16 protein-coding genes and 1 pseudogene are annotated in these 16,679 nt (G+C 56.2%); 6 read left to right on the top strand and 11 right to left on the bottom strand.

Annotated elements, in window-relative coordinates:
- Window positions 1–12 precede the first annotated feature (12 nt).
- The 5 genes from PEL8287_RS14240 to PEL8287_RS14220 form a co-directional block, all read right to left on the bottom strand.
- Window positions 13–822, bottom strand: coding sequence for a carbohydrate ABC transporter permease (locus PEL8287_RS14240; protein ID WP_085893096.1), 810 nt, complete (start codon window positions 820–822; stop codon window positions 13–15).
- A complete protein-coding gene (locus tag PEL8287_RS14235) occupies window positions 819–1,712 on the bottom strand; it encodes a carbohydrate ABC transporter permease (protein WP_085893095.1) in 894 nt (297 codons plus the stop codon). Before PEL8287_RS14235 ends, PEL8287_RS14240 begins: the two co-directional genes overlap by 4 nt.
- 57 nt (window positions 1,713–1,769) lie before the next feature.
- Window positions 1,770–3,044 carry an ABC transporter substrate-binding protein gene (locus PEL8287_RS14230; RefSeq protein WP_085893094.1) on the bottom strand — a complete coding sequence of 425 codons (1,275 nt, stop codon included), beginning with the start codon at window positions 3,042–3,044 and terminating at the stop codon, window positions 1,770–1,772.
- A 72-nt stretch (window positions 3,045–3,116) separates the two neighbouring features.
- Window positions 3,117–4,136, bottom strand: a complete 1,020-nt coding sequence (locus tag PEL8287_RS14225; RefSeq protein WP_085893093.1) for an ABC transporter ATP-binding protein — start codon at window positions 4,134–4,136, stop codon at window positions 3,117–3,119.
- Complete coding sequence (locus tag PEL8287_RS14220; RefSeq protein ID WP_085893092.1) at window positions 4,133–4,912, bottom strand: DeoR/GlpR family DNA-binding transcription regulator; 780 nt, start codon at window positions 4,910–4,912, stop codon at window positions 4,133–4,135. Before PEL8287_RS14220 ends, PEL8287_RS14225 begins: the two co-directional genes overlap by 4 nt.
- Before the next feature lie 338 nt (window positions 4,913–5,250).
- Between PEL8287_RS14220 and PEL8287_RS14215 the strand changes: the two genes are divergently transcribed.
- Window positions 5,251–6,135 carry an HAD-IIA family hydrolase gene (locus PEL8287_RS14215; protein ID WP_085893091.1) on the top strand — a complete coding sequence of 295 codons (885 nt, stop codon included), beginning with the start codon at window positions 5,251–5,253 and terminating at the stop codon, window positions 6,133–6,135.
- 110 nt (window positions 6,136–6,245) lie between these two features.
- Window positions 6,246–6,683 (top strand): phasin family protein, encoded by a 438-nt coding sequence (locus tag PEL8287_RS14210; RefSeq protein WP_085893090.1) that lies wholly within the window; start codon window positions 6,246–6,248, stop codon window positions 6,681–6,683.
- 61 nt (window positions 6,684–6,744) lie between these two features.
- Here PEL8287_RS14210 and PEL8287_RS14205 read toward each other — a convergent pair whose 3' ends face one another.
- The gene (locus tag PEL8287_RS14205) at window positions 6,745–8,031 is read right to left on the bottom strand and encodes a 4-aminobutyrate--2-oxoglutarate transaminase (RefSeq protein WP_085893089.1); all 1,287 of its coding nucleotides are present in this window, start codon (window positions 8,029–8,031) and stop codon (window positions 6,745–6,747) included.
- 179 nt (window positions 8,032–8,210) lie between these two features.
- Here PEL8287_RS14205 and PEL8287_RS14200 point away from each other — a divergent pair, with 179 nt between their 5' ends.
- The 3 genes from PEL8287_RS14200 (at window position 8,211) to PEL8287_RS14190 (ending at window position 12,201) form a co-directional block, all read left to right on the top strand.
- Entirely contained in the window at window positions 8,211–8,762 is a 552-nt protein-coding gene (locus PEL8287_RS14200) for a cupin domain-containing protein (RefSeq protein WP_085893088.1), read from the top strand.
- A gap of 200 nt (window positions 8,763–8,962) precedes the next feature.
- Window positions 8,963–11,152 (top strand): thiamine pyrophosphate-dependent enzyme, encoded by a 2,190-nt coding sequence (locus tag PEL8287_RS14195; protein WP_085893087.1) that lies wholly within the window; start codon window positions 8,963–8,965, stop codon window positions 11,150–11,152.
- Complete coding sequence (locus PEL8287_RS14190) at window positions 11,149–12,201, top strand: ACP S-malonyltransferase (protein ID WP_085893086.1); 1,053 nt, start codon at window positions 11,149–11,151, stop codon at window positions 12,199–12,201. Before PEL8287_RS14195 ends, PEL8287_RS14190 begins: the two co-directional genes overlap by 4 nt.
- Window positions 12,202–12,204: 3 nt before the next feature.
- Here PEL8287_RS14190 and PEL8287_RS14185 read toward each other — a convergent pair whose 3' ends face one another.
- From PEL8287_RS14185 to PEL8287_RS14175, 3 genes and pseudogenes are all read right to left on the bottom strand, one after another.
- Window positions 12,205–13,524 carry a DUF6638 family protein gene (locus PEL8287_RS14185; RefSeq protein WP_085893085.1) on the bottom strand — a complete coding sequence of 440 codons (1,320 nt, stop codon included), beginning with the start codon at window positions 13,522–13,524 and terminating at the stop codon, window positions 12,205–12,207.
- On the bottom strand, window positions 13,521–14,282 hold the full coding sequence (locus PEL8287_RS14180; RefSeq protein ID WP_085893084.1) for a hypothetical protein: 762 nt from the start codon (window positions 14,280–14,282) through the stop codon (window positions 13,521–13,523). The genes PEL8287_RS14185 and PEL8287_RS14180 overlap by 4 nt, the downstream gene beginning before the upstream one ends.
- Window positions 14,279–14,620 (bottom strand): annotated as a pseudogene (locus tag PEL8287_RS14175) (AAA family ATPase); the annotation flags it as partial. The gene PEL8287_RS14180 and the pseudogene PEL8287_RS14175, both read right to left, overlap by 4 nt.
- Before the next feature lie 114 nt (window positions 14,621–14,734).
- Here PEL8287_RS14175 and PEL8287_RS14170 point away from each other — a divergent pair.
- Window positions 14,735–15,037, top strand: a complete 303-nt coding sequence (locus tag PEL8287_RS14170; protein ID WP_235862308.1) for a PEP-utilizing enzyme — start codon at window positions 14,735–14,737, stop codon at window positions 15,035–15,037.
- 354 nt (window positions 15,038–15,391) lie between these two features.
- On the opposite strand, the gene PEL8287_RS14160 is transcribed toward PEL8287_RS14170, so the two are convergent.
- Both PEL8287_RS14160 and PEL8287_RS14155 read right to left on the bottom strand, forming a co-directional pair.
- Window positions 15,392–16,123: a hypothetical protein gene (locus tag PEL8287_RS14160; protein WP_139837814.1), complete on the bottom strand. Its 732-nt coding sequence runs from the start codon at window positions 16,121–16,123 to the stop codon at window positions 15,392–15,394.
- Window positions 16,124–16,239: 116 nt separating this feature from the next.
- A complete protein-coding gene (locus tag PEL8287_RS14155) occupies window positions 16,240–16,620 on the bottom strand; it encodes a hypothetical protein (RefSeq protein ID WP_139837813.1) in 381 nt (126 codons plus the stop codon).
- Window positions 16,621–16,679 lie beyond the last annotated feature (59 nt).

Below are 16,679 nucleotides of genomic sequence, written 5' to 3'. Positions count from 1 at the left end.
ACTTTGTAAAGCCTATTTGATGCCAGCGCGCAGGAAGGCCTGAACGAATTGCCGCTGGAAGACCAGAAAAGCGATCAGCAGAGGGGCAATTGACATAAGGGTTGCCGCCGAAATCACCGAGATATCAACCCCGTTTTCCGGCGCGCCAAAGATCGACAGGCCGACGGTCAGCGGGCGCGTGTCGGGTGAATTTGTCACGATCAGGGGCCACAGGAAGTTGTTCCAATGGGTTGAAACCGAGACCAGCGCATAGGCCAGATAGGTGGGTTTGGCCAAGGGTACATAAACCCGGATCAGGATGCCGAACCAGCTGCAGCCCTCGATGCGGGCGGCCTCGTGCAGCTCAATCGGCACGGATTTAAAGGCTTGCCGCATCAGGAATATGCCAAAGGCACTGGCCATATAGGGCATGCCGACGCCAACAATCGTGTCAAACAGCCCAAGACGCGAGATCATCGCGTAGTTTTCGACAATCAGAACTTCGGGAAGGATGAACAGCTGTAGCAGGACCAGAATGAATACAACATCGCGGCCTGGAAACTTGACCTGTGCAAAGGCAAAACCCGCCAATGTCGTCAGGATGAACTGACCGATCAGGACCACGGTGACCAGCAGGAAGGTATTGAGGAAATACTGCAGCCACGGCGCGCCCTCCCACGCGGTGCGGAAATTATCCAGTGTCCAGGGCGACAGCAGGGTGAAGTTGACTGCATCTGACGTCGAGTGAAACGCCGCCCAGAAGGCAAAAAGCAGGGGCGCAATCCAGATCACTGCCAGCAGGATCGCGCCAAAGCTATCCAGATATGGGGTTAGGCGGCTCATTGGTAGTGGGTCCGTTTGTCGATGTAGAAGAACTGAATTGCGGCGACGATGCCCAGCACCAGCAGGACCATGATGGTCATTGCCGCAGCGTGAGGCGCGTCAAAGAACGCAAAGGCCATTTCCCAGATGTAATAGAGGATCAGTTTTGACGCATCCGACGGCCCGCCTTTGGTCAGGATGAACAGATGGTCGATCAGCTTGACCGAGTTGATCATCGCATTGACCATGATGAAAAGTGTGGTGGGCATCAGAAGGGGCAGAACGATGCGTCGGGTATAGGTCCAGCGGCTGGCGCCTTCGATATCAGCGGCCTCTTTCAGGTCGGCCGGGATGGTCTGCAACGCGGCCAGATAGAAGATCATGAAAAACCCGGCTTCTTTCCAGATGGTGACGATAATGATCGCCCAAAGCGCGGTTTCAGGCTGACCCAGCCAGTTGACCGACGGCAGGCCAAAAAGCGCACCGATCTGATCCAGCACGCCAAGGCCCGGCGTGTAAAAGAAAAGCCACAGGTTGGCCGCGGCGATCATCGGCAGAACGGTGGGCGTGAAATAGGCGGTGCGCACAAAACCGCGCGCAGAGATTTTGGAATTGGCCCATAGGGCCATGGCAAGCGCGATAAAGATCGACACCGGGATGGTAATGCCTGCGTAGAAAAGATTGTTCTTTACCACCAGCCAGAACGTGGGATCCGCAAACAGATCGGAATAGTTTTCCCCGCCGACAAATTCGGCCGGGTTGCGCCGGGTGCCGCGTGAAAACAGGCTTGAAAACAACGTGGCCAGAGACGGGTAAAACGCAAAAGTAGACAGCAGGATCGCGGCAGGCGTCAGCAACAGCCAGCCGTAAATGGCCTGCCTGCGTCGTTCCAGATTTGCGTGCTTGCTCATCACCGCGTGCCTTGGATTAGGGGGCACCGGCCCAGAAAGGCCGGTGCCGGTTCTGGTTTACTGATAGGCCGCCAGCAGACGCTTGGCCGAAGCCTGCGCTTCGCTGAGGGCGTCCTGAGCGGATTTGGCCCCGGTCAGGGCCGACTGGATGGCGTTGTTCAGACCGTCGCGCACCCGGGCAGTCTCAAAGGTCGAAAACTCGGCAACCGCATGTTCCAGCTGATTGCGGGCCACAAGGGCGGGCGGGAATTCGGCCGTGTAGGATTTGAGCGCTTCGGTTTCATAGGCCGCAGGCGAAACACCCATATAGCCGGTGGCAATGGACCATGCAGCGGCCTGTTCGGGCGATGTCATGAACTGGATCAGTTTCATGGCCGCTTCTTTTTCCTCATCGGTCGTGTCCTTGAAGAGGTAGAAATTGCCGCCACCGGTGGGCGAGCCCAGCCGTTCGTTCCCCGGCAGCATGGCGACGCCAAAGTCGAAAGAGGCGTTTTTCTTGACCGCTGTCAGGTTGCCTGTGGAGTGCCACATCATAGCGGTCTGACCTTCAAGAAACGCCTGACGCAGGGTGCCCCATTCAACGGTGCCGGTGGGCATGATGTCATGTTCGGTTGACAACGATTGCCAGAACTCCAGCGTTTCCACCACTTTGGGATCGTCGAAATAGGTGGTCAGGCCATCGCCCGCCATCAGTTCCTTGCCATTCTGGATCGCCAGGGCCTGAAACATCCAGTAGGGATAGCCAGTAGAAGGGATCATGATGCCATAGGTGTCGCCCTTGGTCAGCGCCTTGCCCATCGAAATCATCTCGTCCCAGGTTGTTGGAGCCTTTTCAGGGTCAAGGCCCGCATCGCGGAACATGTCCTTGTTGTAATAGGCCACGATGGTGGACCGCTGGAACGGAATACCCCAGGTTTTACCCTCGATCTGGCCGTTGGCCATCAGGGCGGGATAAAATCCGTTCAGCCAAGCCTTATCGGCATCGCTTGTGACAACATCGTCAAACGGCACGATGATGTCCTGTTCGATCAGGTCATAGGCGTCGATCGAAAACATGACCGCAAGCTGTGCGGGCTCGCCTGAATTCAACGCCGACAAGGCCCGCACGCGGGTGTCATCGTAGTTGCCTGAATAGATCGCGTTGACCTTGATGTCGGGGTTGGCCACCTCGAAATCGGCAACGATCCCGTCGACCACTTCGGTCAGGGCGCCACCGACGGCAATCGGGTAGTACATGGTCAGTTCAGTTTCGGCTTTGGCCGCCGCTGAAAGTGATAGGCCTATGGCTGTCGCGCCGGACAGGATAGCACCGGTTGTTTTAGAAAAACCCATAATTTCCTCCAGTTAGATGTTGAATTCGCGCCATTTTCCGGCTTTTGGGTCATGGCGTTTTTGGTTTCTGTTTCAATGGACTGCAACGCGTCTTCCGGTCTTGTCAAAGGCGTGCAGGTTGGCATCGTCGAACGTGATCTCAATTTCGTCGCCAGCAGGTATCGTGACCAGCCCCGGTGCCTTGAGGGTCAGGCCGGTAGCGTGGTCATGTGCCAGCCCGATGAAGGTTTCCGACCCCAAAAACTCACAATCCGTCACCCGACAGGTCAAGCGGCCCTTGCCGGCGCTGGTGAGGCTGACATGTTCGGCACGGACACCGATGGTTTGGTCGTCAGACATCCCATGCAGGGCCGCGCCCTGAATCAATGCCATCGGGGGGGCGCCGACAAACTCGGCAACAAAGGTGTTGGCGGGTTCAGAATATAGCTGTTGGGGTGTGCCAACCTGCTGAATGCGGCCGTCTTTCATCAGGACAACCATATCAGCCATGCTCATCGCTTCGGTCTGATCATGGGTCACGTAGACAACCGTGATCCCCAGATCCTGTTGAAGTTTCTTGATGTCCTTGCGCACTGAATTTCGCAGTTTAGCATCAAGGTTCGACAAGGGTTCGTCCATCAGGCAGACCGGTTTCCCGGCAACGATGGCACGGGCCAGGGCAACCCTTTGGCGCTGACCACCGGACAATTCACCGGGCTTTCGCGCCTCGTATCCAAGCAGGCCGGTTATCTCCAGGGCGCGGCGCAGTTTTTCCAGCCGCTCGGGTTTGGGCACGCGCCGCACCTTGAGGCCGAACATCACGTTTTCAGCGACCGACAGGTGCGGGAACAACGCGTAAGACTGGAATACCATCGACAGGTTCCGGTCCGAGGCGGCGCTGGTGGTCACATCCTGCCCGGCAATCAGGATCTGTCCCTCGTCGGGAATTTCCAGACCTGAAAGCAATCGCAAGGTGGTAGATTTGCCGCAGCCCGACGGGCCCAGAAGGGCCACGAACGACCCTTCGGCAATTTCAAGCGAAACGCCTTCGACACCAAGCTGCCCGTTCCAGCGCTTGGCAATATCCTTGAGAACCACAAACGGGGCCGTCATTGGAGTGCCTCCTCAACCAGTGTCAGTCGCTCAGTGTTCTGAGTGAGCAACGGGGCAAATTCGGCGTCCGGTGCTTTGTCCAGAATGACCCTGTCTACATTCGCGATGTTTCCGCCAACTGCCGGGGCTACGCGCCCGAACTTGGTACTGTCGAGAACCAGAATGGACGTCTTGCAGCCTGACCGTATCTTTTCGCGCACCGCCACCTCGGAGGCATGAAAATCGAGCAGACCGCCGTCTGTCGCCACACCGGCCACGCCAAAGATGCCAAATTCGGCCCGGTAACTTTCAAACATCTTTGCCACCTCATCACCCAGAATATCGCGGTCGGGCAGGCGGAGTTCGCCCCCCGGAAGAATGATCCGGTTGGTCGTTTCACGGCTGAGCGCCATGGCGGCATTCAGGTTGTTGGTAATGACTGTCAGCTGTTTTCGGCGGCTCAGAGCCTCGGCCACCATCATCGGGGTTGTACCGATGGAAATGAATACGGTTGCCCCATCTGGGATCATCTCGGCAGCGGCTTGTGCGACGGCATGTTTGGCAGCGGCGTTTGTGGTGGTGCGCTGATCATAAGGGGTGTTCAATTGCTGCTCAAACAGTTCCGCCCCGCCATGGCGACGACGCAGGACATTGAGCTTACAAAGGTGGTTGATATCGCGGCGTATGGTCTGGGCCGATACATCCATCATGTCTGCCAGTTCATCGACAGAAACGCTTTTGTGTTGTCGTGTCAGCGCGACGATATGATCGCGACGTTGTTTTTTTCGCAATGTCATATTTGGTCGATTCTCCACCCTAGGAAATGGTAATGGTCAAGTGAGCAAAAAATCAACAAAAATACTGGTTGGAGCTTTCAGGTTGACGGTTTCGCCCGAGATTCTTTTCAATATACTGATAATAAATCGGAATATTTATGGGCGCCGTAAGGATTTGTACTTTTTTGGAGGGAATATTATGGGTTCTTTAGGTAAAGTGCTCTGAATTTTTTGAGCATTCGAACATTTTTTGACAGAGATCTTTTCTGCCTGTACCAATCCGCAGCGGGCAGGTCATCAACGCAGAGTGTGACCCCGCGGGGTAGCGGTCTTACCGGGCCAAACAAGGCAGGCAAAACATGAAAACGACACAGGCAATATTTGAACGCTACGAGGCAATCCGGCCGCGCCTGCCCTTGATGAAGGCACTTGGCACGATGAATGAAATCAACAGCCTGAACGATATCGTCAACGAGGTCGATGCATTTGTGTTTGACGCGTTTGGCGTGCTGAATGTGGGTGAAACTCCGATCCCCGGCGCTGGCCAGCGCCTGCAAGAATTGCGTGAGGCTGGATGTGCCATCCGGGTGCTGACCAACGCCGCAAGCTACGATAAATCCGGCGCTATTGCCAAGTTCAGGCGTTTGGGGCTGGTGCTGGAGGATGACGAGATCATCACCAGCCGGGATGCCACGCTGGGCGCACTGGACAGGCGACACTGGGGCGTGATTGCGGCGCCCGAGGATAAGCTGGACGATGTGCTATATTCCAAGACGCGGTTGGCGGATGCTGCGAAAGACTATGACGCCGTTGAGGGATTTCTTTTTCTTTCCAGCATCGACTGGAATGATGGGCGACAACTGCTGTTGCAGGCATCGCTTGAAAATCATCCTCGTCCGCTGCTGATTGCCAATGCCGACCTGGTGGCCCCCCGAGACGACGGATTTTCGTTGGAACCGGGATATTATGGTCATCAGATTGCCGACCGGACCGGTGCCGAGGTGCGGTTTTTTGGAAAACCCTTTGCCGAGGTGTTTGAGATGGCGCAGACCTCCCTTAGTGGTGTGGCGCCGGACAGGATTGCGATGTGCGGCGACTCATTGCACACCGACATCCTTGGGGCAGCTGCGATGGGCTGGCGATCAGTCCTGGTCACACGCGACGGGCTTTTTGCGGGGCACGATGTGGGTGTCTACGCCCGGGATTCCGGGATCACCGCCGACTGGAAGCTGGCACGGATCTGAGAAAATCGGCCGATAACGCCACCGTGTTGATTAGAGTCAAGGCGACTGTCCTCTAACCGTGCCATGTAAAGGCTGATGTTTGCATTTGAACTATCGATTTGGAGGCTGTAATGACCAAAGAAAAACAAGTACCTTCCGTGTTACCCGAACTTCTCAAGATGGCCGGGACGCCATTGGCGCTAAATCCGCTGGTGAAGCCTCAGGTTGAGCAATTCTGGGACGCACAGGAAAAATTACTGCAAGAGGCCGAGGCCTTTACCCGCCACTGGTTCGCCCGCCGGCATGAGGCAACAAAAAGCGCCATGGATGCTGCAAAGAAAGCAACCGTTTCGGCAAATGATCCGACCGAGGCGATGCAGGCCATGGCGGACTGGCAGCGTCATTCGGTCGAGCGAATTGCCGAAGATGCCGGGGAATGGATGGATATGGTTGCACGCTGCACCGGGCACGTGGTGCGCTCTGAGGCGCAGGTCAGCGAAGAAGCTCTGGAAGAAGCCGTGCGTCAGACCAAAAGCGCGACAAAAAGCAAATCAGCAACGCCCGTCTAGCATGATCTGAAAAAAGAATAGCGGCCTCGAAAGGCCGCTATTTTTGTTAGTGCAAGTGAGTTTAAGCCGCAGCTTTTTGGCTGACGGTCCGCATCGACGCCTCGATGATGTCCATTGCTTCGGCGAAAATCTCGTCCTGAATTGTGATCGGCGACAGGAAGCGGATGACGTTGCCGTAAACGCCGCAGGTCAACAGGACCAGACCGTGGTTCAGCGCCTCGGCCTTGACTGCGTTTGCAAAATCAGGGTTCGGCGTGGACGAGGCAGGCAGGTTGAACTCGACTGCATTCATAAAGCCCGGACCGCGGATATCGGCAATTTCCGGAATGTCCGAGCGCAGGCTTTCCAGCCGCTGTTTCAGGCGCGACCCAAGATAGTTGGCGCGATCGCAAAGTTCTTCTTCGTCGATGACATCAAGAACGGCATGGGCCGCAGCCACCCCAATCGGGTTACCTGCATAGGTACCGCCCAGACCGCCAGGGTTGGCCGCATCCATCACTTCGGCGCGGCCGGTCACAGCTGCCAGAGGAAAGCCGCCTGCAAGGCCTTTGGCCATTGTGGTCAGATCCGGCGCGACATCGTGATGTTCCATCGCAAAAACCTTGCCGGTCCGGGCAAATCCGGTCTGGACCTCATCGGCGATCAGCAGAATGCCGTGTTCGTCACAGATCTCGCGTAGTGCGGTCATGAACGCCTTGGGCGCCTCATAAAACCCGCCTTCGCCCTGCACAGGCTCAAGAATAATGGCCGCGACACGGGCCGGATCGACGTCGGCCTTGAACAGGCGGTTCAACTCGCCCAGAGAATGCTCAACCGTAACCCCATGCAGTTCGATCGGGAACGGCGCGTGGAATACGTCGGCCGGCATGGCACCAAAGCCCGCCTTGTAGGGAAATACCTTGCCGGTCATCGACATGGTCATGAAAGTACGACCGTGGAAGGCGCCCGAGAACGCGACGATGGCATTGCGCCCCGTAGCGGCGCGGGCAATTTTAACCGCATTTTCAACCGCTTCTGCGCCGGTGGACACAAAGATCGTTTTTTTCTCGAATTCACCTGGAACGCGGGTGTTCAGGCGTTCAGCCAGACCAACGTAATTCTCGTAGGGCATGACCTGATGGCAGGTGTGGGTGAAACGGTCGAGCTGCTTTTTCACCGCTTCGATCACCTTGGGGTGGCGATGCCCGGTGTTGACCACGGCAATGCCAGCGGCGAAGTCGATATAGCGGTTGCCCTCGATATCCCAGACTTCGGCGTTTTCGGCGCGGTCGGCATAGACCTGCGTCATCATGCCAACCCCACGTGCAATCGCACTGTCGCGCCGTTCACTTAACTCTTTGTTCGACATTGGATTCCCTTTCCAGAACAGATCCATTACCGCGCCTGCACGGGTACCATGGCTATGGCAGCCTCGTAAAGTGTTGAGTATTTGGGCGAAAGCCTATTTCTTTATCTCGCCAACATATTGTAAAATAACAAAGTAATACGTCAGCGATAAGGATTTTAATCGTGGCAAATTCTGATGATATGGGCAATGCCGAACTTGGCCAGCGGTTAAGAACACTGCGCCGCAAGGCGGGCTTGTCGCAACGGGCACTGGCAAAAAAGGTGAGTGTGGCAAGCGCTACGATCTCGCTTATGGAAGCGGGAAAAATCAGTCCATCGGTGGGGTCTCTCAAACGGATTTTAGAAGGGATTCCCATTGGGTTATCCGAGTTTTTTGCCTTTGCGGAAGAGCCAGACGAAACCGTGTTCTATGCGGCCGAAGACCTGTCCGAGATTGGCAGCGGCCGGCTATCGATCAAGCAGATCGGAGGTAATCCATTTGGGCGCAGCCTGCAGATTCTCAAGGAAACTTATGGGCTGAATGCTGACACAGGGCGTGTGTTGTACGAGCATGAAGGTGAAGAGGGGGGCATCGTGATTTCTGGCCGCGTTGAGGTGACGGTCGGCGACCAGCGGAAAATCCTTGGACCGGGGGATGCCTATTTCTTTCAAAGCAGCAAACCCCACAGGTTTCGGCAGGTCGGTCCCGAGGAAAGCGTGATCATCAGCGCCTGCACCCCACCTACCTTCTGATCAGGGGCCGCCGGCACAATTTTGTAGTTTGAGCCAGACAATTTAGACAAGCCTCTGGACATCGCAGGTCTGGCACGCGACATCCTTGGGTGGACGGATCAGCATTACCGTCGTCATCTATCGAAACACCCGCAATGCGCATAGCCTTAACCCGGGTTGCGCAGGAAACGGGACAAGGCCGTTATTTCAGGGGGCAGATCATGGACCGGGCCAGTATCGTTCACGAGAATTTCCTGCGCCGCGTTGCAGCAGGAGATCTGCCCGAAGGGGCGCCGCCATCAGGACAGTTGTCCGCGCCCGCTGCGGTGTCGATATTCCGGTCGCAATGCCTGAGCCGGGCGTTGGACCGGCAAAGCCGCGCCATGCAGAAGGCCGGTCAGGGATTTTACACCATCGGGTCATCGGGGCATGAAGGCATGGCGGCCGTCGCCGCCGCGCTAAGACCGGAAGACACGGCTTTTCTGCATTACCGTGACGCAGCGTTTCAGATTGCGCGCAGCGCACAGGTGCCGGGCCAGTCACCTGCGTGGGATATCCTGCTGTCCTTTGCGTCGTCTTCCGAGGATCCGATCAGCGGCGGGCGCCACAAGGTGCTTGGATCAAAGGTGCTGAACATTCCGCCGCAGACCTCGACCATTGCCTCGCATCTTCCCAAGGCTGTTGGCGCGGCATATGCGGTGGGTGCCGCACGCCGGCATCGCCCCGAACATGCCGAGTTTGCGGATGACAGTCTTGTTTTTTGCTCTTTCGGCGATGCTTCGGCCAACCACTCGACAGCGCAGGGGGCTTTCAATACTGCGCAGTGGACGTCGTACCAGTCGGTGCCATTGCCGTTGCTGTTTGTCTGCGAGGATAACGGGATTGGCATTTCAACCAAAACACCCAAAGGCTGGATCGCAGCCAGTTTCGCACACCGCCCCGGTCTGAAATATTTTAGCTGCGACGGGCTGGACATCTTTGACACCTTCCGGGTTGCGCAGGCCGCGGCGCACTATGTTCGCACCTGTCGCAAACCCGCCTTCCTGCATATTCGCACGGTGCGGCTCTATGGCCATGCCGGGGCGGATGTGCCGACAACCTATTTGCCCAAGGCCGAGGTCGAGGCCGAAGAAGCCAACGATCCGCTGCTACATTCGGTCCGCCTATTGGATCAGTCGGGCGCCTTGGATCCTGCCAGCGCACTGGGGATTTACAACGACACCTGCGCCCGTGTGGCCCGCGTCGCCGATGAGGCCGTCACGCGTCCGCGTCTGAAAACGGCAAGCGATGTAATGGCCAGCCTGATTCCGCCCCGGCGGGCCTGCCGGCCTACCAACGGCCCCTCTGCCGAGCGCCGCGCGGCCACCTTTGGCGCGGACATCAAGGCCATGGCCGAGCCACAGATCATGTCGCGCCTGATCAACTGGGCGCTGACCGACCTGATGCTGGAGCATGGTGAGATCGTCATGATGGGCGAGGACGTGGGCCGCAAGGGGGGAGTCTACGGTGTTACGCAAAAGCTGCAGGCCCGGTTTGGCGCTGACCGCATGATCGACACACTGCTGGACGAGCAATCAATTCTGGGGCTGGCTATCGGAATGGCGCAAAACGGATTTATTCCGATGCCCGAAATTCAGTTTCTGGCCTATCTGCACAATGCCGAGGACCAGTTGCGTGGGGAGGCGGCGACGCTGCCGTTCTTTTCAGATGGGCAATACAGCAACCCGATGGTGCTTCGGATTGCCGGGCTGGGCTATCAAAAGGGCTTTGGCGGGCATTTCCACAACGACAATTCGGTCGCGGTGCTGCGCGACATCCCCGGATTAATCCTGGCCTGCCCGTCAAACGGGGCGGATGCGGCACGGATGCTGCGCGAATGCGTAAGGCTGGCCCGAGAAGAGCAGCGGCTGGTGGTTTTCCTGGAACCGATCGCCCTGTACCCGATGCGAGACCTGCATGCGGAAAAGGATGGAGGCTGGATGAATTTTTATCCGGACGTTTCTGAATCTATCGCTTTGGGCAAGGTCGGTATAACTGGAAAGGGCGACGATCTGGCCATCGTTAGTTTCGGCAATGGCACCTACCTAAGCCACCAGGCCGAACCGGAACTGGCCAAAGCGGGTATAGCTGCCCGGATCATCGATATCCGCTGGTTGTCACCTCTGCCGAAAAAGGCGCTGACGCAGGCAGTTAAAGGGGCCAAAAACATCCTTGTCGTTGACGAGACACGTCATTCCGGCGGCGTGGCCGAAGCCCTGGTGGCGCATTTTCACGAGGTGACTGATGTGCCGTTGGCCCGACTGACGGCCCAGGACAGCTTCATCGCCACCGGCCCGGCCTATGCGGCAACCATGCCTTCAAAAGAAAGCATCATCGCCGCGGCCAGGGCCCTTGTCGAGGGCGCAAAATGACGAAAACTGCTGTGGTGATCTGCCCCGGGCGGGGCACCTATAACAAGTCCGATCTGGGTATACTTGGGCGTCACTTCAAAGATAAGGACCTGATGTGCCGGTTCGATGAGCGGCGCCAACAGGCGGGCCAGCCAACGCTGACCGATCTGGACAGCGCCGCGCGCTATTCGGTTGCGACACATACGCGGGGCGATAATGCCTCCGCGCTGATCTATGCGGCGATGCTGGCCGATTTCCGCGCCCTCGACGGGGTTGAGGTCGTGGCGGTTACTGGTAATTCGATGGGCTGGTATTCGGCGCTGGCCTGTGGCGGTGCGCTGACGCCCGAAGCCGGGTTCGAGGTGGTGAACACCATGGGAACGCTGATGCAGGAACGGCTGATCGGTGGTCAGCTTATCTACCCTTTCGTCGATGAGAACTGGCACCCCAACCCCGCCAACAAGGCCAGCCTTTTGGGGCTGGTTGCCGAAATCAATGCGCGCGCCGACCACAGGCTGAGCCTTTCGATTGATCTTGGCGGCATGCTGGTTCTGGCCGGAGACGAGCCCGGACTGGCCGCCTTTGTGGCAGCAGTCCCCCCCCTGCAGGACCGGTTCCCGATGCGGCTGGTCAACCATGCCGCTTTCCATTCAGCCCTGCAGGCCCCTGTCGCCGAAGCCGGACGCGCCCGCATGGGCCCAGATTTGTTCGGCCAGCCAAATCTGCCGCTGATTGATGGACGCGGCGCTGTCTGGTGGCCAAGCGCCACAGATTCCCACGCACTGTGGGCCTACACGCTGGGGCATCAAGTGGTTGAAACCTATGACTTTACCAAAGCAATTTCACAAGCCGCGCGCGAATTCGCACCTGACCTGTTCATCGTGACCGGCCCCGGAACCACACTGGGCGGTGCGGTAGCGCAGTCGCTGATTCAGGCCAATTGGCGCGGTATGCATTCAAAAGCTGAATTTCAGCAGCAACAGGAAGCGGCATCGCTACTGGTGTCCATGGGGCTGGAAGATCAGCGCGCCACGGTGACCAAAGGGAATAAACAGGCCGGCGGATTTTAAGGCCTATTTTCTGACCGCACCCCAGGGACCAACGCGGGCAACCATGTCTTCCATCGGCGCCTCACGGCCAAATAGCGCTTTGCGCGCCCCTACCTTGTCGATCTGATACTCGTTGCGCAAAAATTCGACCACATAGTCTTTTTTCTCGTCCGGCCAGTGTTGGTAAAGTTCGTAGAAAAGCGGCTTGTGGCAGATGAAAAGCTGGCGGATATCTTTGGACGTCAGCTGACTGAGCAGCATGTTGATCAGATCTGCGTCTTTGTGCGCTGCCGCCCGCAAGGTATAGAAATAGGCCGGATGCTCCGATGTGATGCGGGGCCACGGGCCACCGTTTTCAGCCCAGTTCACCAAAGCGGCCAGCGCGTGGAATTCTTTGGGCAGCTTGCCTGCGTGTTCACGTGCCAGCCGTCGCATATCGGTACGCGAGCGCCCCTCAATTGGCACGCCCTGACCCGCCAGCGCATCGACCAGAATGAAATCCATCTTCTGCCGCAGGATCGCACCTGCATCGACGCCCCGTGCCTTGACGATGGGTTCGGCCAGATCGTTCAGTTCCAGAAACCTGGCGATCCGGTTACGCTCGGACAGATCAAACACATGGTCAATCGGCAGATCGTTCAGAATGGCCTTGTCGCCACCGGTGATCAGGGCCGGGTGGTCCACATCCTGAAACAGATAGATCCCGCCAAAATGATCGGTCCAGTAGTTGCGCTGATCAAAGCTCATTTCCTTCAGCTTGATCGGGTTGCGCACCACATCGCCGGTTTCACCGGCCAGCGTGATCATCTGGGATATCAGCACATCGTCAAACCACGCGTCCTGATCATTCAGGAACTGCGCCACCTTGGTATCCAGCTTTTGCGCCTGCCGGATGGCGCCGCCGGTGGTGTCGGCCTCGATGGTAATGCGCCGGATATCAAACAGGCGCGCGGGGCTGGACATGTCATAGACCGAATTCACCAGTTCCCCGGCCACGGCATCGCGGGCGGTAAGGGCAAAAAGGGCGTCTTCGTTTTCCTCGATGAACTGGCGCAGGATACCCCGCGAGGTTGAGAATTTGGCCTCAAGCAGCGGCGCGGTTTTCTGATTGGTGGTCAGCAGGATGAACTGCCGGTTCACGCCCGCATGGTTGAGGTAGAGTGTATCATCCAGTTCAAACCCGATTTCAGGCGAAAAGCCCGAGAAGTCGATATAGAAATCGGTCAGCTGGGTGGTCTTGCCCGTCAGATGCTTGAGCGCACGGTTATACCGTTCGACCAACGCCGGCGAGGAGACATGCACCAGATTGCCAAACATCAGACCGGATTTTATGAGGCGGTTCATTTACCATCGCCTTTCTCAGCAAACAGCTCGTCTTGAGCAAGCAACTTCTCAAGTAGAGTTTTGGCCTCGTTTAATTTCATTGCTTTTAGCTTGTTCGCTTCTCGGTATGGCAATCGGTTTCTGAGTTCCTCTAACCGCATAACGCTTAGAAGCAACTGCTGGTGTTTTAAGTGCAAACTTGGCTTGGAAGTTAAAACGTCTGAGTTACCAAATATTTTCGAGATATTTTTTGTTATCATTGCACAGGCCACACCAAGATTGAACTCGTCATCATCTGTTTTTCTGTCAGGTGTACTCCGGATAACAACATGTTCCAGATGGTCTTGGTTCAATGGTTTATAGGCCCATTCTCCGTACATGACCTCGGGGGAAGTCGCTGAGAAAAATGCATCTGAAAATTCACCCAAGGCTATTTGATATTCTCTGAGTGCGTTGCGATTGATTTCTATTTGTCTACTCGCTCGCAGTTCATCGACCGTTGAGGATAATTCTAGGCGCTGGATTATCACCGATGCCACCACCCAAATAAGGGCAAGTCCGCTGGCAACACCCGCTAGAGCATCTCCAATTTCGTTAGGGGGAGCCTCCCAAAAGTAACTCCACCTAGACTGACAATTTTTTAAAAAAACAAAACTGCTTGTGCAGATTTCACTGGCCATTAAATAGGCGACGAAGCCCACAAACGCTAAAGTAATTAACCCAGCTATTCTAAATGCGTTGCGCGCAGTTGAATTGTTAGAGGAAGCAGATTCGATCACCCTTTCCCCTCCAGATACCGCCGCTTGGCCTCTTCCATCCGGCCCATTTCGCGCACGGCGGTTTCAATCGCCACCTCGTCGGATTTGTCGGCATAACGGAACTCTGAATCGGCGTAGCGGTTGATTTCCTGTATCACCATCTCCACCGTGATCGGCTGACGTAGCTCTTCGATCATGCCCATCTTGGTGTCGTAATCCTTGAACAGGAACAGGTCGGGCTTTTCCATCCACTCATCGGGTAGTTCAAAGTCCATCGCCCGCACTTTGACCGCGTCGGTGATGTTCTTGATCGCGCGGCCGGTAAACCGCTCATCCGCCTCCTGAATACCCTTTAGGTACGCGACTGCGAGGTCCTGTCGTCAACAGTGCCTGCGCGCGGCCAGTCCAAATCCAAAGCTTTGGGAGGAACCTGTGTTTCCGGCAGCCAGAATGTAACCGGTCGGGTATTCGTCGTGCAGGATGAAACCGCGATAGATGACAGCGCATTTTCCGGCTTCAAGGATGGCGATATCATCGTCTGCCGCATGATCAGCCCCGCATGGCTGCCCTGGGTTCAACGCTCGGGTGGCGTGTTGAGCGAAGTCGGCGGGTGGCTGAGCCATATGGCGATTGTCGCACGTGAAAGGGGCATTCTATTGCTTGTCGGCTGCACGGGGCTGGACCAGCTGAAGACTGGCATGACCGTGAATGCCAGAACGGATGGCGCCGTATCGGTCGATGAGAGAACGGCGGCTCAGTCCAGGAAAACGGCGTGAACAGATACGGTTTGCCCAAAAAGGCCCGGGCCGTCAGCCGGGTTCGCCTGCTTCAGATGAAATTTATGAGGAGCTGGCCGGTTTTGCTGTCGTAGAAGAAATCGACAACGAAGAAAAACTAGTCGAAAAATCTACGTTTTTTGCCCATTTGAGCCACAACAGACATGCATCGGAACTTCGGTGGCAACAACGGCTTGTAGAAAGATCTGGCGGGCGGCACTGGCGATATCAGCGATTTCGAAGAACACTGCGATAACTTCCGCGCAGGGCAGATCATCCCGGCGCTGGTTTCGAGTTTCCGGAATTTGCAGACGTATTAGGGGGCTGGCAGGGTAGGGGGAGAAATTGCGGATTTCACCCCGGTTTCTTTTGACCAAACCTATCTGCTGTCAGCGAAGTTGTAATGGTATACCAGTTGTCACAGATGGCCTGTTTTTCGCTTGTTTGGGTCAGTGCGATCAGCTTGGTGTTTCGGCTAACTACCATCGTCAGCAACCTGTCACCCTTCAAGGGCAACAGGACACAGCTCGGTTCCTGCCCTCCAATTTTTTGCGCCTGCGCAAGGGTCTGCCCCCTGTTCAGGCTTGCACGCTCGAAATTTTCAAGCATTTTGATCAGCCCTTCCGATCCGTGACTTTTTTGCGCAGCTGGTGGTGGGCCAAGCTCGATCCATGCGCAGGCCATGTCCTTGATGTCTTGCAAAAATCGATCCAAAGAGGGATTCAAGGGGCCATAAATATCGCAAAGGCCGGCAGCATCGGCAAGTGATTGTGCCGAACATGATAACCCGACAGCCAGCTTTGCGGGTGCGCGTTCGGATACTTCAAGCGCTACCTCGTCACAACGGCCAAACATGTAAAGCAGTCTTGAAATATATTGCTTGGCGGCAGACGTCGGGTCAGACGGAAGCTCGCCCGTTTGGCCCGTTTCGTCGTCACTTAGAAAAAGCGACAAAAGCCTGCGGTTTGAAACTGTCAGAACTGCCGTGGCGCCAGTGTCGGCAGTCAGCGTGATTTCGCGTGGTAGAATGGTTTCGTCTATTTCAACCAGAATGGCCCGCAGCAGAATCTTGTGATCAGTGTGCAAAGAATAACGCGTTTGCGAAGAGGAACGGCAGGTGTTTGCAAAACGCCACAAAGAATGCCGCAACCGGGACTGTCCGGTTTCATTTTTTTGCGGAATTTCTGGCCGGCTTTGTTTCATCAGCAACTGTCCGCAATTCTGCCCAAAGTCTTGTGTGCTGTCGTCATCAGTTTTTCTGAGATACATGGAAAATCACAAACGCAGCAAAGAAAATCTGGCCCGCCATCCTCTGCCCTGACGAACATTCTAATATTGCTCGCTGTCAGGACAACCGCTTCGCAAGACCTTTCCTGTACAGAGTCATTATCTGCCTGCGAAGCGGCGTCCAACAACTCGAAGCAATTTGCGGCTTGGATGCATAGCTCATCCAGATACTCCCTGTGGTAAGCCTTTTCATGGCTTGAACGAAGTACCAATCTGGTTCTTGCATCGCCAAACGCCACCAAAGAACAGCCCAAAGCCGATTTCCGCAGTGCATCAAGTTCCTCATCAATCGTCATTGTCTGGTCCAATGGAATTGGTAAAACGAACAGCTGTTGAAGCACGACCCCCGTGTGGC

The sequence above is a fragment of the Roseovarius litorisediminis genome (assembly GCF_900172295.1).
GTDB lineage: Bacteria > Pseudomonadota > Alphaproteobacteria > Rhodobacterales > Rhodobacteraceae > Roseovarius > Roseovarius litorisediminis.
Note: the sequence above shows the minus strand (reverse complement) of the source record. Positions and strands in the feature narration are given on the sequence as shown.